Source organism: Enterobacter sp. ENT03 (assembly GCF_019218745.1).
In the GTDB taxonomy this organism is placed as follows: Bacteria; Pseudomonadota; Gammaproteobacteria; order Enterobacterales; family Enterobacteriaceae; genus Enterobacter_D.
The window spans coordinates 130,037-150,413 of record NZ_JAHUXA010000011.1; the positions used below are offsets into that span (position 1 = coordinate 130,037).

Sequence of the window (20,377 nt, forward strand, 5' to 3'; positions counted from 1 at the left end):
GGCGGGGTTTATTTCCCGCCTAAATCCACCTGATAAATCGCGAAACCGATGTCATCGGTTCCGGTGTTTTTCATCGGGTACTGTGCCTTCTCTTTGATAAAGGCCGCGGCTTTTTCCGACGGCGAGGTTTCAAAGCGAATATCGAGCGGCGTTTTGCTGTGGATCGATGCCAGACGCCAGTTGTTATCCGCTGCCGGGTGGATCTCTCCTGCGCGCGCCGACTCATCACCAATCCATTTTGCCAGCACGGCGCGGTTTTCATCCGGCGAGGCAAAGGCGATATGGCTGTCGCCGGTACCGGCAAACTTGCCGCCGTAAGCGCGGTAGTTATTGGTGGCGACAAGGAAGGTCGCCGCCGGATCGACCGGTTTACCCTTGAAGGTCAGATCTTTAATGCGCTCTGCTTTCGGGTTCACGCTCTGGCATTCGCCGTCGTAGCGCGCTGGCTGCGTGATGTCGATCTGGTAGTTCACGCCGTCGATCACATCGAAGTTATAAGTACGGAAACCGTCCCAGTTGATCAGCGACTGCGGCTTACTGTTGTTAACATCGATCTGATTAAACTGCCCGGCGGAGCACTCCAGCCACTCTTTCAGCTCGCTACCGCTGACTTTCACCACCACCAGCGTGTTCGGATAAAGATAGAGATCGGCGGCGTTACGGAAGGTGAGCTGGCCTTTTTCCACCTCAACAAAACTCGCCGGGTCGTTTTTACGGCCACCCACTTTGAACGGCGCGGCGGCGGACAGCACCGGCAGTTTTGCCAGATCCGGATCGCCCTGAATAAAGCGTTCAACGTAAGCTTTTTGCGCGTTGTTCACCACCTGCACCGTCGGGTCGTCCTGCACCAGTGCCAGATAGCTGTACATGTTATCGGCGGATTTACCGATCGGCTTGCTGACGAACTCCCGCGTGGCGTCGTGATCGTGCTTGAGCACCTTAACCAGCTTGCTGTCTTCGGCAGCCAACGATTTTTTCGCCACCGCATCGTAAATCGGACGCGCTTCCGCTTTCGAGTGCGTGACCTGCCACTTGCCGCTGTCATTGTTCAGCGTCAGATCCACCACGCCCAGATGATCGCCCCACATGCCCGGCATCACCGACGGCACGCCGTTCAGCTTGCCGTTCTCCACGTCCGCGCCCTTAATACTGGCGAAGTCTTTTGACGGGAATACCGCATGGGCATGGCCGAACAGAATGGCATCGACTCCCGGCACCTGGCTTAAGTAGTAGACGGAGTTTTCCGCCATCGCCTGATAAGGATCGGCTGACAGCCCGGAGTGAGCCACCACGACCACCAGATCCGCGCCTTTTTGGCGCATCTCCGGCACATAGCGGCGCGCGGTTTCGGTGATGTCGTTGACCGTGACTTTGCCGTTGAGATTGGCTTTATCCCAGGTCATGATCTGCGGCGGCACAAAACCGATATAGCCGATGCGCAGGGTATGGGTTTTGCCGTCTTTATCTTTTACCCGGGTATCTTTGATGATGTAAGGGGTGAATAGCGGTTTTTTGGTCTTAACGTCGATGATATTGGCGTTAACGTACGGGAATTTTGCGCCTCCCAGCGCCTTGTGCAGAAAATCCAGACCGTAATTAAATTCGTGGTTGCCGAGGTTACCCACCGCATAATCGAGGGTATTTAATGCCTTATACACCGGGTGCACATCGCCTTTTTTCAGCCCGTGGCTGGCAACATAATCGCCGAGCGGGCTGCCCTGGATCAGGTCCCCGTTATCCACCAGTACGCTGTTAGTGGCTTCACTGCGGGCGGCGTTAATCAGGCTGGCGGTACGTACCAGACCGAATTTTTCTGTCGCACTATCTTTGTAATAATCGAAGTCCATCATATTGCTATGCAAATCAGTGGTTTCCATAATGCGGAGGTCCACCGTTGCAGCCTGCACGCTGGCGGCGATCAGCGTGGCCAGGAGCGTTGCGCTAAACTTAATCATCAGAGATGTCCTTTTTAAGATCTAAGCCACAAAAGAGAATGTATTTACATTTTGTTGCTTACAGAATTGTGAATCTTGCCATAAAAGTTGTTATGGAAACCGGAATCACTATCACAGATGGCGGATCCCTTTATGATGCGATATAAGTAAAACAACGAGTTAACCCACTGAAAATAAAAAGAGGTGGACGATGTTAGATGCGATTTGTCAGCTTGCCCGCGAGGCAGGGGATGCGATTATGCAGGTGTACGACGGCCATCAGCCGATGGACGTCACCAGTAAAACCGATGACTCACCCGTCACGGCGGCCGATATTGCCGCTCACCAGATCATTGTGCAGGGGCTGATGGCCTTAACGCCGGCGATCCCGGTGCTGTCAGAAGAAGATCCGCCGTCCTGGGACGTTCGCCAGCACTGGCAGCGTTACTGGCTGGTGGATCCGCTGGATGGCACCAAAGAATTCATCAAACGCAACGGCGAGTTCACCGTTAACATTGCGCTGATCGAAGAGGGTAAGCCGGTACTCGGCGTGGTCTACGCGCCGGTGCTTAACGTGATGTACGGCGCCGCCGACGGGAAAGCCTGGAAAGAAGAGAGCGGCATCCGCAAGCCGATCCAGGTGCGCGATGCCCGCCCGCCGCTGGTGGTGATCAGCCGTTCACACAGTGACGATGAACTGCAAGAGTACCTGCAACAGCTGGGCGAGCATCAGACCACTTCCATTGGCTCGTCGCTGAAATTCTGCCTGGTGGCAGAAGGGCAGGCACAGCTTTATCCGCGCTTTGGGCCAACCAACGTCTGGGATACGGCGGCGGGCCATGCGGTGGCCGCCGCCGCCGGGGCGCACGTTCACGACTGGCAGGGTAAAACCCTCGACTATACGCCGCGTGAATCCTTCCTCAATCCCGGCTTCCGGGTCTCTATTTACTGAGTAACTGACGCAGCAGGGCGATCACCTGCTGCGCTTCTTGCGGCGTCAGCGAGCCATCTTTCGCCCATTGCACCCGTCCGTCTTTATCCAGCACCGCCACCGCAGAGCTTTCTTCATCTAACTGCCAGGCTTTTCGCGCCACGCCATCGCTGTCGACAATAAACTGTGACCAGGGATAGAGCTTTTTATTGCTCTCAATGCTGCTGCGCACGAACATCGCCGAGCCGGGAATGGCATCATCGGTATTAATAATTGTGGTGGTCTGGTAGCGGTCATGGGGCAAATTCGCCGACTTGATCGCTTCAATCAGCGCCGCGTTTTTCTCTTTTGCCGACGAACGACCGGCAATATGTTGCACCACTCGCACTTTTCCAGGCAGCTGCGAGCTGTTCCATTTTTTGTAGCTAAACTCATTATTACTGAGGATCAACTCCCCCCTGTCGGCGATGCCAACCGGCGGAACGCGCTGATTGTTTTCGAAGCGATGGGCAGACGCCATCAGCGGCAGAAGCAGGCAGGTGGCTGCCAGCAGAGTGCGTAGGGTCATGAGGTTTCCTTCTGTATTATTGTTTGCAGGTGATCCGACCACTTGGTCTTAACAATTTAATCATAAGTGCGATCGATCCGGTTTTCTCGCAATCCTGATGCCACTTTGCGGCATAACGCACACATTTGTAAAAAAACGAAGACTTATACTGCCTCTGTTTCAACACGGAAAAGAATATTCTGATTAATTGTCATCAAACGGTAAATAACCTGCTGCAAACTGGGTAACAGAGGGTTTGTGATCTATAGTCATTGAGCAACAAAATTTGCGTTCATAACAGTCGGTCCGATTGTGGTACCGCAAGGGCGTAGACTCAGCATAAGAGAGACAACAATGAAAATTTTCCAACGATACAACCCGCTGCAGGTAGCGAAATACGTAAAAATCCTGTTCCGTGGACGGTTGTACATCAAGGACGTCGGGGCTTTCGAGTTTGATAAGGGTAAGATCCTGCTGCCGAAAGTAAAAGACAAACAGCATTACTCGGTAATGTCTGAAGTTAACCGCCAGGTACTGCGCTTGCAGTCTGATTTGGCGTAATTGATGTGCTATGCAGTTGTTCGCCTAAAACTACTATGCAAACGGCCCCAAAGGGGCCGTTGATGTTTCTGGCGCAGGGGCTAACTGCCACCGATACCAATAATGAATGTTGAAAGCACAATCACCAGCATTCCCGCAAGCTGGTAAGACAACGGCGCTCTGCCACTGTTACGCCACTCTTTCAGTATCAACCCCCACAGGCCACCGCACAGCACCAGCATGGACATATGAAAAGTCCAGCTGACAAACGCCAGATTGACCGCTGACATCTGCACATGTCCCCAGCCATAAAAGAAAAACTGCATATACCAGATCACGCCCCCCGTGGCAGAAAGCATAACATTCCGCCAGAAATGGGAAGGATCGCGCCTGATTTTTGCAAAGGTATGGTGGCGCTTCGCCTGGTACAGGCAATAGATGGCGTTAGTGACAAAACCGCCGAGCATGATAATGACGTAGCCGGGCATAACCTGATACAACGGGTCAACGCCCGCGGCCAGCGCCATGGCCTGGATCGGCCCGGCGGCATCGATGGCGAACGCCATAAATGCGCTGGTGATGCCGCAGAAGATGGCAATCGCCACGCCTTTACGCACATTCAGCTCGCTATTTTGTACCCCTTTAGATCGCTCTTTCTTCTGACCCGCGAGGGTGGTCAGCGCGATGCCCACGACGGCGATGGCGACGCCCGCCAGCGCCATCAGCCCTGAGGCATGGGTGAATAAGGTCATCAGCGTGCCATTGAGCAGCGGCGGAGTGAGTGTGCCGACAACCAACGTGATGCCGATTGCCACGCCATACCCTACTGATAACCCCAGATAGCGCAGCGTCATGCCAAACGTTAAGCCTCCCAGTCCCCATAGCGCGCCAAACACGAATGTTTTGGCGGCCACCTGCGGGGGAATGGCGAGGAAAAACGTAAGGACGTTCGGCAGCAACAGCGATGACACCAGCAGCGGCATGATAAGCCAGGAAGCGATGCCGTTGACCAGCCACGAGGCTTCCCATTCCCAGTTCTTAACCAGCTTAACAGGGATATAAAACGAGGCCGCCGCCAGGGCGCCCAGCAGGTGATAGAAAATGCCCAGTCCCACGGAAGCGTCCATTATTGCCTCCCGCAAACGTTATACGCGGTAACGCCAGTCCATTTTGCCAGTTGCTCAATCACCTCTCCCCGGTGCCCCAGACCGATAGCGCAATGATGGGCCGGTCCACCCAGGCACCAGCGTTCAGTGAATTCGCGAGCCGAAAGTGGAAAGCGATAGTTGCTGTTGGTATTGCCAATATCCAGCACCGGGCCGGCAACGGACTCGCCTTCCGCGTATTGCAGCACCAGGGTGCCATCCTGTTTTTCCACGACCGACAAGAAGGTGACGGGGCCGGGGACAACGCTCATCTGGATCGACACGCCTTTACCGGGTTTACCGTGGTACACCGGTAATGGCACCAGCCTGACTTTATGCGCCGACATCAGCGGATGCGCAGGACCATCGTGCCCCCATTGCACCGTATCATTAACGAAATGAATGCCATACGGCTCAGAGAACGAACCGCCTGCCTGCATCAGACTGAATATTTTCATCGCCAGCACGTTTTTAATTTCGCACTCTCCGGCGACCGGCACCTGGCGGTGAGTGAGGAGCGTATTTCCCAGAATAACGGAGGTCATAATATTTTCATGCAGCGAACCTGGTGCGCCTTCATAATAATAAGCCAGTGCGCCTAAATGATGTCGGGTGACAAGATTATCAAGCACAATTGATGTATTTACGGCCCTGGTCAGTTCATTTTCTTCACAGCCCGGATCGACGTCGAGCGTCTTATTTATCTCTGCGCGTTTATGGTTAATATCGGCCTCGTTAATGCGGGAAAGATCTTCTACCAGTTCGCAGACTTCCAGAACTTTAAAACGCACCCCAAGTTGCGCGCTCAAATTAGTCATATTGGAATAGACGTCATACATGCCGTTGTAATAATGTCCCAGCACGCCCACAGTACAACACTGTAATTGCTGGCGAATAGTGAGCGCCGTCAGGATGGCATCCATTTTTCGCCAGGCATCAGGATCGTCCAGATACCCCACTATCAGTTCAAAAGGAATGGCGGCGCGTTGAAAAACATTGACCAGTTCCGGCGCGGTGCAGGCCTGGCAGTGTGCCAGCCATTGCCCTGTTCGGGCGCCGCGGTCGGTCAGGGTATTGATGGCGGCCCGCGGGATGTCGGGCAGTGGCTGAAGCGCCAGAATAATGACCGGAACACGACAATATTGTACCAGGGGTAGCACCGTAGAACTCAACGCATACGTCGTAATATAAAGCACCAGCACATCGACCTGTTGCTCTTTAAAAAGCGCGGCGGTGGCGTCGGCTTTTTCTGTACCGTCCACCAGACCGCCCTCAACGACGGTAACGCCTTGTTGAATAAGTTTTTGGGAAACGTGCTGCAATGCAGCATTAAGTTGATTTTTTAGTCCGTCAAATTGCGGCCAATAAGTATCCAGGCCAATGCCGAAAAGTCCAATTTTCATAGAATACCTGTTAGTTGTTTTGGTAAGGTTCAGAGAAAGTGCGTCACAGAGAAATGACGTTATTGGACAGTAGCGCGTTGGTGATTTAATTCATGCTGATGAGTGCCACAGAGGGTAAAACCATGGCATAAATATCATGATTGCCGTGCAGAGGATCACATTTACCTGGTAACAGGCAGGACGCAGAAATAAAGCAGAAATAAAAAGGCGTTAATGGGGGAGGACGGGAATTATTATATATTCAACGAGTGAATGATAATCCCCACGGAACATCGTGGGGATTATGAGGGGAATTACGCCGCGCCTTTCTCGTCGCTATCCGGCATTTTCGGCACCAGCACCGTCGGCTTGCTGTCGATGCGCGTCACCAGCAGCTGGTCGATGCGGAAGTTATCAATATCCACCACTTCGAACTTAAAGCCGTTGAACTTCACCGAGTCGGTGCGTTTCGGGATTTTACGCAGCATGAACATCATAAAACCGCCGATGGTTTCATAGTTGCCGGACTGCGGAAACTCGTCAATGTCCAGCACGCGCATCACGTCGTCAATCGGCGTACCGCCTTCAACCAGCCATGAGTTCTCATCACGTGCCACGATCTGCTCTTCCTGGCCCTGACCGACGAGGTCGCCCATCAGCGTGGTCATCACATCGTTCAGCGTGATAATGCCCACCACCAGCGCGTATTCGTTCATGATCACCGCGAAGTCTTCCCCCGCCGCTTTGAAACTTTCCAGCGCTTCGGAGAGGGTCAGGGTATCCGGCACGATCAGCGTATTGCGGATCTGCACACCATTGACCAGCGTCAGGCTCTGGTTGCCAATCACACGGTTCAGCAGATCCTTGGAATCCACATAGCCGATGATATGGTCAATATCTTCATTACAGACGAGGAATTTAGAGTGCGGATGCTGCGCCACTTTATTCTTCAGGCTCTGCTCATCTTCATGCAAATCGAACCAGATGATGTTTTCGCGCGAGGTCATCGACGACGGCACAGTACGTGATTCGAGTTCAAAAACGTTCTCGATAAGCTCGTGCTCCTGCTTACGCAGCACGCCCGCCAGCGCACCGGCTTCTACCACTGCATAAATATCATCAGAGGTGATGTCGTCTTTGCGCACCATCGGCAGTTTGAAAATACGGAAAATCACGTTTGCCAGACCGTTGAAGAACCACACCAGCGGCGTGAAGAGGAACAGGCAGAAGCGCATCGGGTTGATGATGCGCAAAGCCACCGCTTCTGGCGCAATCATACCGATGCGTTTCGGAGTGAGATCCGCAAACAGGATGAACATACTGGTAACAAGGGTGAAGGAAATGATAAAGCTGAGCTGATCGGCCAGCTCCGGTGACATGACGTTGATCAGCACATTATAGAAGGCCGGTGAAAACGCCGCATCGCCCACGATACCGCCAAGAATGGCGACCGCATTCAGGCCAATTTGCACCACCGTGAAGAACATCCCCGGCGTTTCCTGCATTTTCAGGATACGCATGGCATTGATATTGCCTTCGTCGGCCATCAGTTTAAGTTTGAGTTTACGGGAAGCGGCGAGCGAAATCTCCGACAGCGAGAAAAACGCACTCACAGCGATCAGACAGAGTATTAGTAAAATACTGTTTAACATATCTTATCCAGCCATAGGCCAGATCCTCGAAAGGGGAAGGTTGAAAATCTATGTGGTAAAGCAAAGTAAATGCGGGTCGTGGAAGATTGACCCGCAATTTCAGGGGTAGTATAGCCTAAGGCAGCGTTGGGTTGCCAGAACGGGCTGGTCAGGAAAGCACCGCCTTCAATTCGCCAGACTTATCCATTGGCGGATCTGCGAAGATCGATAGATTGCGTCCACCAGTGCCTGCGAGCGGGCAGCCTCGTCAAGAGAGACATGCGCAGGGTGCGCGGGATCGCGGATGGTGGCATAAAACTGCTGTATCGCCCGGCCGTGACCGTCGCCCCAGTAACCTTTTCCATCGCCGCTCGGCGGCCTATCCGTGGCGAGCAGAAGGCGATCCTTATCGGTAATGCGCCAGAGTTGATTTTCCTCCAGTCGTAAACACGCCTTTTCGCCGTCAATCTCCAGCGCCAGCGCTGCATCCCGTGAGTAGCACGTCGTGGCATGGAACACGCCATGCGCCCCACCGGTGAATTCCAGCGTCGCCATCGCGCTGTCTTCTGTCTCGATAAGTCCGTGTAATAAGGTGCTGTCGACCACGCCTTTTAGCCGCGTTACCCCGCCCGCGAACCACTGCATCAGATCGAGGGTATGGATCGCCTGGTTGATCAACAGGCTGCCGCCCTCGGTGGCAAAGCGTCCGCGCCAGCCGCCGGGCGTATAGTAGTTTTCCCCGCGCGACCACGTCAGGCTGGCTTTCATGCCGCGCAGAGTGCCGATAGCGCCGCTCGCCAGTTGCCTTAGGATCGCCTGACTGGTGGGGTTGTATCGGTTCTGAAAACAGACGCCGAGCAGCCCTCTGGCAGCGGTGGCGGCCTCGCGGATCAGCGCCACATCTGCCAGCGACAAGCCGGGGGGCTTTTCGCTGAACACGTGTTTTCCGGCGGCAAGGGCCTGGATGATCATCTCCCGGTGCAGATGATGCGGGGTACAGATATGCACCGCGTCAATGCGCGTATCGAGCAGCATTTCGCGATAATCCGTATAAAAGCAACAGCCGTAACGGTGGGCCAGCGCCGCGCCTTTTTCAGCGTCGATGTCCACCAGCGCGCGCAGACGGACGCCCGGCGTGTGTTGCAGCGCCGCCCTATGACAGCCGTGGATCGCCCCCGCGCCAATAATCGCGACGTTTAGCCCGTCCATTTACGCCTCCGGCTGATGCGCATTTGCCAGCATTTGCGCCCGCACGCACAGCTCCGCCGCTTTGAAGGCATGCGCCTGGGTCATGGCGTTTTCGGTGCGATGCAGACAGTCCTGGATCAACTCGCCAAAATAGGGAAAGCCAATTTTTCCGGCCACCGGATAGCGGAACTCACCCGACTGATTCACCAGATACAACACATCCTGTTCGCCGCGCGTCAGGTCGATATACTTGCGGATCTCGATATAGCCGTCCGTGCCGAGCAGCGTCAGGCGACCATCGCCCCAGGTGGACAGGCCGTCTGGCGTAAACCAGTCACAGCGAAAATAACCGCTTGCGCCGTTCGCACCCGCCAGCATGGCATCACCAAAATCCTCAAAGGTCGGATACTGCGGATGGTTAACGTTGCGTACCTGGCTCGCCACAATGCGCGCGTCCTGGTTGCCGGTATAAAACAGAAACTGTTCGATCTGATGGCTGCCGATGTCGCACAGAATGCCGCCGTAGTAACGGCGATCGTAAAACCAGTCCGGCCGCCCGGTGCCTTCGCGGTGCGGCCCGGTGCCCAGCGTCTGGATCACCCGCCCAATCGCCCCCTGCGCCACCAGCTGCCCGGCAAACACGGCGCTCTCCACATGCAGCCGCTCGCTGTAATACACGGCGTACTTGCGCCCGGTTTTCGCCACCATCGCTTTCGCATCCGCCAGTTGTTCGAGGCTTACGAGCGGCGCTTTATCGGTGAAATAATCTTTTCCGGCCGCCATCACCGTAAGCCCCAGCGGGCACCGTTCCGAGGGGACCGCCGCCGCGGCAACCAGCTTCACTTCGGGATCGTTTAACACCGTATCCAGCGATGCCGCGGCCTGTGCCTGTGGATACTGCTGGCGAAATTTTTCGACCTTCGCCGGGTCGGGATCATAAACCCATTTCAGCGTTGCGCCCGCTTCCGTCAGGCCGTTGCACATGCCGTAAATATGCCCGTGATCGAGCGCGACGGCGGCAAAGACAAATTCGCCCGCCACCACCACCGGCTGCGGTTTGCCGCGCGGCGCATAGTTCATTCCATCCTGCTTATTCATGATCTCTTTCCTTTGGCCATCACCAGGTCCCGGAAGCGTCCAGGGTTCGATTTTCAACGTTTTTTTCCACCGACTGCGCAATGCGCGCCTTTAACAACGTCAGAAAGTGCGCCTCGTCCAGCGGCAGAGTGACCCAGTCGTCGGTCCAGGTAGAGAGGTGCATGGCGTTGGAGAGCGTCAGGCCGTGGATGCCTTCGCATCCCGGTGCGATCAGCGCCTCGCCACGTAGAATAGCGGCGGTGAAATTGGCGGTGATCACCTGGTGATCGCTGCAAGGCGCGGCGACGGGGACCGTGATCTCCCAGCATTCCGGCTCGCCAAAGCCGTTTTGCCAGCGGGCGTTGAAGTCGGTTTCAGATTCACGCAGCCGCCAGAAACGTAATTTGCCGTCTTCCACCACCACTTTGCCGCGATCGCCGGTGATCTCCAGGCGATTCGTGCCCGGCGTTTCCGCCACGCTGGTAATAAACACGCCGGTTGCGCCGTTGGCATATTCCGCATAGGCGGTGACGTCGTCTTCGACTTCAATCTGCCGGTGCTTGCCGAAGTGACAGAACGCCCGCAAGCGCACCGGCATGCCCACCAGCCACTGCCAGAGATCGAGCTGATGCGGATCCTGATTGAGCAGCACGCCGCCACCTTCGCCTTTCCACGTTGCCCGCCAGCCGCCGGAGTTGTAATAGCTCTGCGAGCGATACCAGTTGGTGATGATCCAGTTCGAGCGACGGATCTCCCCCAGTTCACCGCTGTCGATCAGATCTTTCACTTTCTGATACAGCGGCTCCGGGCGCTGGTTGTACATCATGCCGAACACCACATCGCACTCCCGCGCGCAGGCGTTCATCTCCCGCACCTGAGCGGTGTAGACGCCCGCTGGTTTCTCGCACAGTGTATGAATGCCCTGACGCATCGCCATCATCGATAAACCCGGATGATCGTAGTGGGGCGTGGCGACGATCACCGCGTCGATCAGCCCGCTTGCCAGCATGGCCTGCGCATCAACAAACAGCGGCACGTCATCGCCTGTCAGCGCGCGGATCGCCTTATGTTTCGCGGGATTGTTATCGCACACCGCAGCCAGGGTGGCATCGCTGATTTTTCCGGCCAGCAGATAGCGGGCGTGCACGGTGCCGATATTACCGATGCCGATAATGCCAAAACGAACCTTTTTCATGTTTCACCTTCGTGAATAAAGCAGGGGGATACCGGCAAAATAAAGAGGCGGCAAAAGTGCGACAAATACAATTTGTGAGAATGCTCGCAGGCCAGGGAGGAAACTGCGCGGCAATCTGAAAAAGGGTTTTAAAATCATCATACTGACGCTGCAAAAATTTGCAGTTTTTGATTGAGAGTAGGATCACACTATGGCAGGAAAGCTGAAAATGGACGTGATTGCCGCGCAAACGGGCTACTCCGTCAGCACTGTGTCGCGGGTGTTAAGCGGGAAATCCGCCACCAGTGAACAGGCGCGTGAGGCGATCGTCAGTTGCGCACGGCGGCTCGGCGTGCTGGATGAGCTGGCCTGCGGACGCCTCTTGATCAACGGCATCGCGGTGTTTGCGCCGGCCCGCACGTTCAGCGCGCGCGGCGATACCTTCTATCATGCGGTCACGCGCGGCATTGCGGAGGCCACCGCCGCCCATGATGTTTATCTCAGTTATTGCAGCCTGGAGGAGCAGGAAGCCGATCTGGCGCTGTTCCTCGCGAAAGCAGGGCACAAAAATATCAACGCGCTGATTATTATTGGCGTCGACGATCCGGCCATTCATCGGCTGGCACAAACCCTCGGCAAACCCTGCGTGTTAATTAACGCCAGTAACCGCGAAAGCCACCTTGACGCGGTATCGCCGGATCACCGGGCCATCGGCTTTAACGCCGCGCACCATCTGTTTAGCCACGGCCACCGGCGTATTCTCACCATCACGACTTTGCGACGCGAAACGCTGCATGTGCGGCTGGAAGGTATTAAAGAGGCGTACCGCCACTTTCATGTGGCTTTTGATGGCGAAGAAAATCTGCTGGTGACAGAAGGTTTTAGCGGCGACGAGGCCGCACAGCGACTGGCGCAGTGGCTCGACGCGCGGCCAGCGCAACAATGGCCGCAGGCGCTGCTGTGCGGCAGCGCCGACATGACGGCAGGGATCCAGCGCGTGCTGGCACAGCGCGGGTTGCGTGTGCCAGAGGATCTGGCGCTGATGAGCACCGATGTGCGCGGGCAACTGGACGCCAGCGTGACCGGCATTGCGGTGCCCTGTCGCGAACTGGGCGTGGAGGCGGTGCATCTGTTACAGACGCGCCTGAACCGCCCGCAGGCCCCGGTGTTTAATCTGCTGCTACCGGGGCGGCTGGTGGAGGGCGGAACGGTCAGCCAGGCGACCCGCCATGCGGCGCAGGTTTTCCCCTCACCCTAACCCTCTCCCCAGGGAGAGGGAACAGATCGAGCGCGGGCCTGATTTCCCCCTCTCCCCAGAGAGAGGACCGGGTGAGGGAAGAAGATTACGCGGTACCCTGTGGCGGCAGACAGACGCCAATCCCGCCGATCCCGCAGTAGCCGTACGGATTTTTATGCAGATACTGCTGGTGGTCATCTTCCGCATAGTAAAACGGCCCGGCGGTTTTGATCTCGGTGGTGACCTCGCGATCGTCGCCCGCCGCACGCATAGCGGCCTGGAAGCGCGCCAGACTCGCTTTCGCCGCGGCGTCCTGCTCTGGCGTCAGGGGATAAATCGCCGAGCGGTACTGAGTGCCGTGATCGTTGCCCTGGCGCATCCCCTGAGCCGGATCGTGATTCTCCCAGAAAACCTGCAACAGTTGCTCATAGCTGATGACGTTCGGATCGTAGACGACGCGCACGGCTTCGGCGTGGCCAGTGTCGCCGCTGCACACTTCGCGATAGGTCGGATTCGGCGTATAGCCTCCCATATACCCGGCGGCGGTGCTGTAAACGCCCGGTAAAACCCAGAACAAACGTTCAACGCCCCAGAAACAGCCCATGGCGAAAAATGCGACGTCCATCCCGTCCGGGACATTCGTCATCGAATGCTCATTGACCGCATGCAGGCTGGCAACTGGCATCGGTGTGTTACGGCCCGGCAATGCATCCGCCTGAGTAACAAGGTGTTTTTTATCAAATAGACTCACGGTGTGGCCTCCGGGGAAAGGGAATTGTGGTTAGGGTTGTAACGGCGCTCGTCTTTTAACACAATAAGTGCCTTAAATACGGCTAAATTTAAACATAAGAAATATTGAGGTTGTCGTCTGTTTTTCAACCCGCATTGTTGAATTATTGTTAAGCCGGGAGCGGCATTTTGGTTTCCTTCCAGGGCCAGGACAAGGATATTCAGGAGAGAACGTGCCACAGATCCGTCTTATATGTGTTGCCAGTTTACTGCTGGCAAGCGGTCACGCCTTTGCGGCTAACGTCCGTTTGCAGGTTGAGGGGTTATCAGGCGCGCTACAAAAAAACGTCCGCGCACAGCTATCGACGATTGAAAGCGATGAGGTCACCCCCGATCGCCGCTTTCGCGCTCGCGTGGATGATGCGATCCGTGATGGTCTGAAGGCGCTTGGCTACTACGAGCCGACCATTGAGTTTGATCTGCGACCGCCTCCGGCGAAAGGCCGCCAGGTGCTGATCGCCCGCGTGTCGCCGGGTGAACCGGTACGCATCGGCGGTACGGACGTGATCCTGCGCGGCGGCGCACGTACCGATCATGATTATCTCGACCTGCTGAAAACCCGTCCGGCCATCGGTACTGTGTTGAATCACCACGATTACGACAGCTTCAAAAAATCCCTGACCAACGTTGCCCTGCGCAAAGGCTATTTCGACAGTCAGTTTAATAAAAGCCAGTTGGGTGTTGCCCTCGATCGCCATCAGGCGTTCTGGGATATTGATTACGACAGCGGCACGCGCTACCGCTTTGGCGCGGTCACGTTTGAAGGCTCGCAAATCCGCGAAGAGTATTTGCAAAATCTGGTGCCCTTCAAAGAGGGCGATTACTACCAGACCAAAGACCTGGCAGAGCTGAACCGTCGCCTGTCTGCCACCGGCTGGTTTAACTCGGTGATCGTCGCCCCTGAATTTGAAAAATCGCGTAAAACCAAAGTATTGCCGCTGCATGGCGTGATGTCGCCGCGCACGGAAAACACCATTGAAACCGGCGTCGGCTATTCCACCGACGTCGGACCGCGGGTAAAAGCCTCGTGGAAAAAACCGTGGATGAACTCCTACGGCCATAGCCTGACCACCAACGCCAGCATCTCTGCCCCGGAGCAGCAGCTGGATTTCAGCTACAAAGTGCCACTGTTAAAAAATCCGCTGGAGCAGTATTACCTGGTGCAGGGTGGCCTGAAGCGTACCGATCTGAACGATACGCAAGCCGACTCCACCACGCTTGCGGTGTCCCGTTACTGGGATCTCTCCAGCGGCTGGCAACGCGCCATTAACCTGCGCTGGAGTCTCGATCACTTTACCCAGGGCAACGTCACCCACACCACGATGTTGCTCTATCCGGGCGTGATGATAAGCCGTACCCGCTCGCGCGGCGGCCTGATGCCGACCTGGGGCGATTCCCAGCGCTACTCCATTGATTACTCCAATACCGCCTGGGGCTCGGACGTCGATTTCTCGGTATTACAGGCGCAGAACGTCTGGATCCGCACGCTGTACGATCGCCATCGCTTTGTGGCGCGCGGCAACCTCGGCTGGATCGAAACCGGCGACTTCGACAAAGTGCCGCCGGATCTGCGTTTCTTCGCCGGTGGCGATCGCAGTATTCGTGGTTATAAATACAAATCCATTTCGCCAGAAGATAATGACGGCAAGCTGAAAGGGGCGTCGAAACTGGCGACCGGCTCGCTGGAGTACCAGTACAACGTCACCGGGAAATGGTGGGGTGCGACCTTTATCGACAGCGGCGAAGCGGTAAGCGACATTCGCCGCAGCGATTTCAAAACCGGCGCAGGCGTCGGTGTGCGCTGGCAATCGCCGGTCGGCCCGATCAAGCTCGACCTCGCCGTCCCTGTCGGCGACAAAGACGAGCATGGATTACAGTTTTACATCGGTCTGGGGCCTGAATTATGAGTTTATGGAAGAAAATAAGCCTCGGCGTACTGATCTTTATCCTGCTGCTGCTGGGCACCGTGGCGTTTCTGGTGGGGACCACCACCGGCCTGCATACGCTGTTTAAGGCCGCCAATCGCTGGGTACCGGGGCTGGAAATTGGCCAGGTCACCGGCGGCTGGCGCGATCTGCATCTGAAAAACCTGCGCTACACGCAGCCTGGCGTGGCGGTTAACGCCGGGGATATTCATCTGGCGGTGAAACTCGGCTGCCTGCGTGACTCCAGCCTGTGCGTGAACGATCTGTCGCTAAAAGACATTAACGTGGTGATAGACAGCAAGAAAATGCCGAAGTCTGAGCAGGTGGAAGAAGAGGATACCGGCCCGCTGGATCTCTCCACCCCTTACGCCATCACCTTGAGCCGGGTGGCGCTCAATAACATCAATATCAAAATTGACGACACCACCGTGTCGCTGATCGAATTCACCAGCGGGCTGAACTGGCAGGAGAAAAACCTGACGCTGAAGCCGACTACGCTTCAGGGCCTGCTGATCGCGCTGCCAAAAGTGGCGGAAGTGGCGCAGGAAGAGGTGGTCGATCCGAAGATCAATAACCCGCATCCGGATGAAAAGCCGCTGGGTGAAACGCTGAAAGACCTGTTCTCGAAGCCGGTGCTGCCGGAAATGACCGACGTACATCTACCGCTGAATCTCAATATCGAGGAGTTTCGCGGCGAATCCCTGCGGCTGACCGGCGATACCGACATTCTGGTGCGTAACATGCTGCTGAAAGTCAGTACCCAGGATGGGAATATGACCCTCGACGCGCTGGACATCGACTCAAACCAGGGCACGGTCAACGCCACCGGTACTGCGCAGCTCAGCCATAACTGGCCGGTAGATCTGACGCTCAACAGCACGCTGAATGTCGAGCCGCTGAAAGGCGAGAAAGTGAAGCTCAAGGTGGGCGGCGCATTGCGTGACACGCTCGACGTTGGCATTAATCTTTCCGGCCCGGTGGATATGGTGCTGCGTGCGCAAACGCAGCTTGCCGAAGCGGGTCTGCCGCTGAACCTGGAGGTGGTGAGCGAGCAGCTGTACTGGCCGTTTACCGGCGAGCGCGAGTATCAGGCCGACGATCTGAAACTGAAGCTCAGCGGCAAAATGACCGACTACACCCTGTCGTTCCGCACCGCGGTGAAAGGGCAGAGCGTGCCGCCTGCCACTATTCTGCTGGATGCGAAGGGTAATGAGCAGCAGATCAATCTCGATAAGCTGACCATTGCGGCGCTGGAGGGCAAGACCGAGCTGAAAGCGCTGCTCGACTGGCAGCAGGCAATCAGCTGGCGCGGCGATCTGACGTTGAACGGCATCAATACCGCGAAAGAATTCCCGGACTGGCCGTCAAAACTGAACGGCGTTATCAAAACCCGTGGCAGTCTGTACGGCGGAACCTGGCAGATGGATATTCCGCAGCTGAAAATCACCGGTAACGTTAAGCAAAATAAAGTGGATGTGGACGGCTCCCTGAAAGGGAACAGCTATCTGCAATGGGTGATCCCCGGTCTGCATCTGCAACTGGGTCCGAACAGCGCCGAGGTGAAAGGCGAGCTGGGCGTAAAAGATCTCAACCTCGATGCGGTGATTAACGCGCCGGGGCTGGATAACGCGCTGCCGGGGCTTGGCGGCACGGCAAAAGGCCTGGTGAAAGTGCGCGGCACCGTGGAGGCCCCGCAGGTGCTGGCAGATATTACCGCCCGCGCACTGCGCTGGCAGGAGCTGTCCGTCGCCAGTGTGCGCGTGGACGGCGATGTGAAGTCCACCGATCAGATCGCCGGCCACCTCAACGTGCGCGCTGAGCGCATCGTGCAGCCGGGCGTTAACCTGAGCCTGGTCCAGCTGGAGGCAAAAGGCAGTGAGAAGCAGCATGCGCTACAGCTGCGTGTGCAGGGCGAGCCGGTATCCGGTCAGCTCAAGCTCGCGGGCAGCTTCGATCGCGCCACCGAACGCTGGAAAGGCAGCCTGAGCGATACCCGCTTTGCCACCCCGGTCGGGCCGTGGTCCCTTAATCGGGCGATTGCGCTGGATTACCGCAACGCGGAGCAGAAGATCAGCATCGGGCCACACTGCTGGAATAACCCGAATGCGGAACTGTGCGTGCCGCAAACCATCGACGCCGGAGCCGAAGGGCGCGCGGTGGTGAACCTTAATCGCTTCGATCTGGCGATGGTCAAACCCTTTATGCCGAATGCCACCCAGGCCAGCGGTATTTTCAGCGGTAAGGCCGATGTGAGCTGGGATACAACGAAAGAAGGGCTGCCGCAGGGTGAAGTGACCCTCTCCGGGCGCAACGTGCGTGTCACGCAGACTATTAATGACGCGCCGCTGCTGGTGGCTTTCGACACCCTAAATCTTAATGCGCGGCTGCGCGACAACCGGGCCGATCTGGGCTGGATGATGCGGCTGACCAATAACGGGCAGTTTGACGGCCAGGTGCAGATCATCGATCCGCAGGGGCGGCGTAATCTGGGCGGCAACGTTAATATCCGCAACTTCTCCATCGGCATGGTCAACGCTATCTTCTCCCGTGGCGAAAAAGCGGCGGGTACGCTGAGTGCGAACCTGCGGCTGGCGGGGGATGCGCAGAGTCCACAGCTGTTCGGGCAAATGCAACTGAACGGCGTGGACATCGACGGCAACTTTATGCCGTTCGACATGCAGCCGAGCCAGCTGGCGATGAACTTTAACGGTCAGAGTTCGACGCTTCAGGGGGTGGTGCGCACCCAGCAGGGGCAGATCAACCTTAGCGGCGATGCAGACTGGAGCCAGCTCGACAACTGGCGCGCACGGGTTGCCGCCAAAGGCAGCAAGGTGCGCATTACCGTGCCGCCGATGATCCGTCTCGATGCGTCGCCGGATGTGGTGTTTGTCGCCACGCCGGATCTGTTCACCCTTGATGGCAGCATTGATATTCCGTGGGCGCGCATCGTGGTACACGACGTACCAGAGAGCGCGGTCGGCGTGTCTAACGACGAAGTCATGCTGAATGCCAACCTGGAACCGGAGAAACCGCAGTCCGCCAGCATCCCGATCAACAGCAACCTTATCGTGCATGTCGGCAATAACGTGCGTATGGACGCGTTTGGCCTGAAAGCACGTCTGAACGGTGATTTAAAAGTTGCTCAGGATAATCAAGGGCTTGGCCTGAACGGACAAATAAATATCCCCGAAGGACGCTTCCATGCCTACGGTCAGGATTTGATTGTGCGCAAAGGTGAGTTATTGTTCTCGGGTCCACCGGATCAACCTTTACTTAACATTGAAGCGATCCGTAACCCCGAGGCCACCGAAAACGATGTGATTGCTGGCGTGCGGGTGACCGGTACCGCCGACGAACCGAAGGCGGAGATCTTCTCCGATCCGGCGATGTCGCAGCAGGAAGCGCTCTCTTATTTACTGCGTGGCCAGCCGCTCGATAGCGATCAGAGCGACAGCGCGGCAATGACCTCGGCCCTTGTTGGTCTGGGGGTTGCACAAAGTGGGCAGGTTGTGGGTAAAATCGGCGAGACGTTCGGCGTCAGCAATCTGGCACTGGATACTGCCGGCGTGGGGGACTCCTCCCAGGTGGTGGTCAGCGGTTACGTACTGCCGGGTCTGCAGGTGAAGTATGGAGTGGGTATTTTTGATTCTCTGGCAACGCTCACGCTGCGCTATCGCCTGATGCCTAAGCTTTATCTCGAAGCGGTGTCTGGCATAGATCAGGCACTTGATTTGCTCTATCAGTTTGAGTTTTAGCAATGCGAATATTTGTCTACGGCAGTTTACGACGCAAGCAAGGCAACAGCCACTGGATGACCAACGCTCAGTGGCTGGGCGATCACAATGTTGAAGATTTTCGACTGTACAGCCTCGGCCACTACCCCGGCGCGGTGCCGGGTACGGGTCATGTGCAGGGTGAAGTCTATCGTATCGATTCGGCGACCCTTGCCGAACTGGATGCATTACGCACCGCAGGCGGTGAGTATAAACGTCAGTTGATCCAGACACCGTACGGCAGCGCATGGATGTACGTGTACCAGCGCCCGGTCGACGGACGCACATGGATAGAATCCGGAAACTGGCTGGATCGGGATCAGTATTAATCCCCCTGGCGGGCGCGGTCTGCCGGCTGATTAAAGCGCGATAGTTTTTACTTTGGCTTTTAAAAGAAATAAAAAAACGAACCCTGCATAAGCAGGGTTCGTTTTTAGTCATGCTTTAAATAAACCCGCGATACGGAATTATTTCTTCGCTGCGCGCTCGAAAGAGGCCACGATTTCAGCTTTCGCCGTTTCTGCGTTGTCCCAGCCGTCCACTTTCACCCATTTGCCTTTCTCGAGATCTTTATAGTGCTCGAAGAAGTGAGTGATCTGCGCTTTCAGCAGTTCCGGCAGGTCGTTCACATCTTTAATGTGATCGTATTCTTTGCTCAGTTTGGTGTGCGGAACCGCAACCAGCTTGGCATCTTCGCCCGCTTCGTCGGTCATTTTCAGCACGCCAACCGGACGGCAGCGCACCACAGAGCCTGGCTGTAACGGGTACGGCGTCGGCACCAGCACGTCAACCGGGTCACCGTCCAGAGACAGGGTGTGGTTGATGTAGCCGTAGTTGCACGGATAGAACATTGCGGTAGACATGAAACGGTCAACAAACAGCGCGCCGGTGTCTTTGTCGATTTCATATTTGATCGGATCGGCGTTGGCCGGGATCTCGATAACCACGTAGATGTCTTCTGGCAGATCTTTGCCCGCAGGTACGTTCAATAAGCTCATGTTTGTTTCCTTTAAAATGTGTGCAAACAAGTGCCGGGTATTATAGCCAACTCCTCGGGAATGTCTCTGGCTGTTTTCTTCCGTTCAGTCGGCTAATCGGCGGATC

At 56.2% G+C, this 20,377-nt stretch carries 16 protein-coding genes; 6 read left to right on the forward strand and 10 right to left on the reverse strand.

Annotation, left to right across the window (positions count from 1 at the left end; translation table 11 throughout):
• Positions 1-8: 8 nt before the first annotated feature.
• Positions 9-1,955, reverse strand: a complete 1,947-nt coding sequence (locus KW828_RS14930) for a bifunctional 2',3'-cyclic-nucleotide 2'-phosphodiesterase/3'-nucleotidase (protein WP_218337063.1) — start codon at positions 1,953-1,955, stop codon at positions 9-11.
• A 190-nt stretch (positions 1,956-2,145) separates the two neighbouring features.
• Here KW828_RS14930 and cysQ point away from each other — a divergent pair, with 190 nt between their 5' ends.
• The gene (cysQ, locus tag KW828_RS14935; RefSeq protein ID WP_218337064.1) at positions 2,146-2,886 is read left to right on the forward strand and encodes a 3'(2'),5'-bisphosphate nucleotidase CysQ; all 741 of its coding nucleotides are present in this window, start codon (positions 2,146-2,148) and stop codon (positions 2,884-2,886) included.
• Here cysQ and KW828_RS14940 read toward each other — a convergent pair.
• On the reverse strand, positions 2,876-3,433 hold the full coding sequence (locus KW828_RS14940; protein ID WP_088220582.1) for a YtfJ family protein: 558 nt from the start codon (positions 3,431-3,433) through the stop codon (positions 2,876-2,878). The two genes, cysQ and KW828_RS14940, sit on opposite strands and share 11 nt — an antisense overlap.
• Positions 3,434-3,766: 333 nt before the next feature.
• Between KW828_RS14940 and KW828_RS14945 the strand changes: the two genes are divergently transcribed.
• A complete protein-coding gene (locus tag KW828_RS14945; RefSeq protein WP_072570318.1) occupies positions 3,767-3,973 on the forward strand; it encodes a DUF1107 domain-containing protein in 207 nt (68 codons plus the stop codon).
• An 80-nt stretch (positions 3,974-4,053) separates the two neighbouring features.
• On the opposite strand, the gene KW828_RS14950 is transcribed toward KW828_RS14945, so the two are convergent.
• From KW828_RS14950 to KW828_RS14975, 6 genes are all read right to left on the reverse strand, one after another.
• A complete protein-coding gene (locus KW828_RS14950) occupies positions 4,054-5,079 on the reverse strand; it encodes an L-rhamnose/proton symporter RhaT (protein ID WP_218337065.1) in 1,026 nt (341 codons plus the stop codon).
• Complete coding sequence (locus tag KW828_RS14955) at positions 5,079-6,500, reverse strand: L-fucose/L-arabinose isomerase family protein (protein ID WP_218337066.1); 1,422 nt, start codon at positions 6,498-6,500, stop codon at positions 5,079-5,081. Before KW828_RS14955 ends, KW828_RS14950 begins: the two co-directional genes overlap by 1 nt.
• Before the next feature lie 293 nt (positions 6,501-6,793).
• The gene (locus tag KW828_RS14960) at positions 6,794-8,131 is read right to left on the reverse strand and encodes a hemolysin family protein (protein WP_218337067.1); all 1,338 of its coding nucleotides are present in this window, start codon (positions 8,129-8,131) and stop codon (positions 6,794-6,796) included.
• Positions 8,132-8,296: 165 nt separating this feature from the next.
• A complete protein-coding gene (locus tag KW828_RS14965) occupies positions 8,297-9,319 on the reverse strand; it encodes a Gfo/Idh/MocA family protein (RefSeq protein WP_218337068.1) in 1,023 nt (340 codons plus the stop codon).
• A complete protein-coding gene (locus tag KW828_RS14970) occupies positions 9,320-10,396 on the reverse strand; it encodes a Gfo/Idh/MocA family protein (RefSeq protein WP_218337069.1) in 1,077 nt (358 codons plus the stop codon).
• A 19-nt stretch (positions 10,397-10,415) separates the two neighbouring features.
• Positions 10,416-11,570, reverse strand: coding sequence for a Gfo/Idh/MocA family protein (locus KW828_RS14975; RefSeq protein WP_218337070.1), 1,155 nt, complete (start codon positions 11,568-11,570; stop codon positions 10,416-10,418).
• Between the two features lie 190 nt (positions 11,571-11,760).
• Between KW828_RS14975 and KW828_RS14980 the strand changes: the two genes are divergently transcribed.
• A complete protein-coding gene (locus tag KW828_RS14980; protein ID WP_218337071.1) occupies positions 11,761-12,807 on the forward strand; it encodes a LacI family DNA-binding transcriptional regulator in 1,047 nt (348 codons plus the stop codon).
• Between the two features lie 85 nt (positions 12,808-12,892).
• Here KW828_RS14980 and msrA read toward each other — a convergent pair whose 3' ends face one another.
• On the reverse strand, positions 12,893-13,537 hold the full coding sequence (gene msrA / locus KW828_RS14985; protein ID WP_218337072.1) for a peptide-methionine (S)-S-oxide reductase MsrA: 645 nt from the start codon (positions 13,535-13,537) through the stop codon (positions 12,893-12,895).
• A 211-nt stretch (positions 13,538-13,748) separates the two neighbouring features.
• Between msrA and tamA the strand changes: the two genes are divergently transcribed.
• From tamA to KW828_RS15000, 3 genes are read left to right on the forward strand one after another with little or no spacing between them, the layout of a single operon-like run.
• Positions 13,749-15,482 (forward strand): autotransporter assembly complex protein TamA, encoded by a 1,734-nt coding sequence (tamA, locus tag KW828_RS14990; protein WP_218337073.1) that lies wholly within the window; start codon positions 13,749-13,751, stop codon positions 15,480-15,482.
• Positions 15,479-19,255 carry an autotransporter assembly complex protein TamB gene (tamB, locus tag KW828_RS14995; protein ID WP_218337074.1) on the forward strand — a complete coding sequence of 1,259 codons (3,777 nt, stop codon included), beginning with the start codon at positions 15,479-15,481 and terminating at the stop codon, positions 19,253-19,255. Before tamA ends, tamB begins: the two co-directional genes overlap by 4 nt.
• A gap of 2 nt (positions 19,256-19,257) precedes the next feature.
• Positions 19,258-19,602 (forward strand): gamma-glutamylcyclotransferase, encoded by a 345-nt coding sequence (locus KW828_RS15000; RefSeq protein ID WP_218337075.1) that lies wholly within the window; start codon positions 19,258-19,260, stop codon positions 19,600-19,602.
• A gap of 138 nt (positions 19,603-19,740) precedes the next feature.
• On the opposite strand, the gene ppa is transcribed toward KW828_RS15000, so the two are convergent.
• The gene (gene ppa, locus KW828_RS15005) at positions 19,741-20,271 is read right to left on the reverse strand and encodes an inorganic diphosphatase (RefSeq protein WP_218337076.1); all 531 of its coding nucleotides are present in this window, start codon (positions 20,269-20,271) and stop codon (positions 19,741-19,743) included.
• Positions 20,272-20,377: the final 106 nt, after the last annotated feature.

What these genes read in the sequence shown, in the direction of transcription:
- KW828_RS14930 (WP_218337063.1), bottom strand. Translation starts at nt 1,955, where the DNA reads ATGATTAAGTTTAGCGCAACGCTCCTGGCCACGCTGATCGCCGCCAGC.
- cysQ (WP_218337064.1), top strand. Translation starts at nt 2,146, where the DNA reads ATGTTAGATGCGATTTGTCAGCTTGCCCGCGAGGCAGGGGATGCGATT.
- KW828_RS14940 (WP_088220582.1), bottom strand. Translation starts at nt 3,433, where the DNA reads ATGACCCTACGCACTCTGCTGGCAGCCACCTGCCTGCTTCTGCCGCTG.
- KW828_RS14945 (WP_072570318.1), top strand. Translation starts at nt 3,767, where the DNA reads ATGAAAATTTTCCAACGATACAACCCGCTGCAGGTAGCGAAATACGTA.
- KW828_RS14950 (WP_218337065.1), bottom strand. Translation starts at nt 5,079, where the DNA reads ATGGACGCTTCCGTGGGACTGGGCATTTTCTATCACCTGCTGGGCGCC.
- KW828_RS14955 (WP_218337066.1), bottom strand. Translation starts at nt 6,500, where the DNA reads ATGAAAATTGGACTTTTCGGCATTGGCCTGGATACTTATTGGCCGCAA.
- KW828_RS14960 (WP_218337067.1), bottom strand. Translation starts at nt 8,131, where the DNA reads ATGTTAAACAGTATTTTACTAATACTCTGTCTGATCGCTGTGAGTGCG.
- KW828_RS14965 (WP_218337068.1), bottom strand. Translation starts at nt 9,319, where the DNA reads ATGGACGGGCTAAACGTCGCGATTATTGGCGCGGGGGCGATCCACGGC.
- KW828_RS14970 (WP_218337069.1), bottom strand. Translation starts at nt 10,396, where the DNA reads ATGAATAAGCAGGATGGAATGAACTATGCGCCGCGCGGCAAACCGCAG.
- KW828_RS14975 (WP_218337070.1), bottom strand. Translation starts at nt 11,570, where the DNA reads ATGAAAAAGGTTCGTTTTGGCATTATCGGCATCGGTAATATCGGCACC.
- KW828_RS14980 (WP_218337071.1), top strand. Translation starts at nt 11,761, where the DNA reads ATGGCAGGAAAGCTGAAAATGGACGTGATTGCCGCGCAAACGGGCTAC.
- tamB (WP_218337074.1), top strand. Translation starts at nt 15,479, where the DNA reads ATGAGTTTATGGAAGAAAATAAGCCTCGGCGTACTGATCTTTATCCTG.
- KW828_RS15000 (WP_218337075.1), top strand. Translation starts at nt 19,258, where the DNA reads ATGCGAATATTTGTCTACGGCAGTTTACGACGCAAGCAAGGCAACAGC.
- ppa (WP_218337076.1), bottom strand. Translation starts at nt 20,271, where the DNA reads ATGAGCTTATTGAACGTACCTGCGGGCAAAGATCTGCCAGAAGACATC.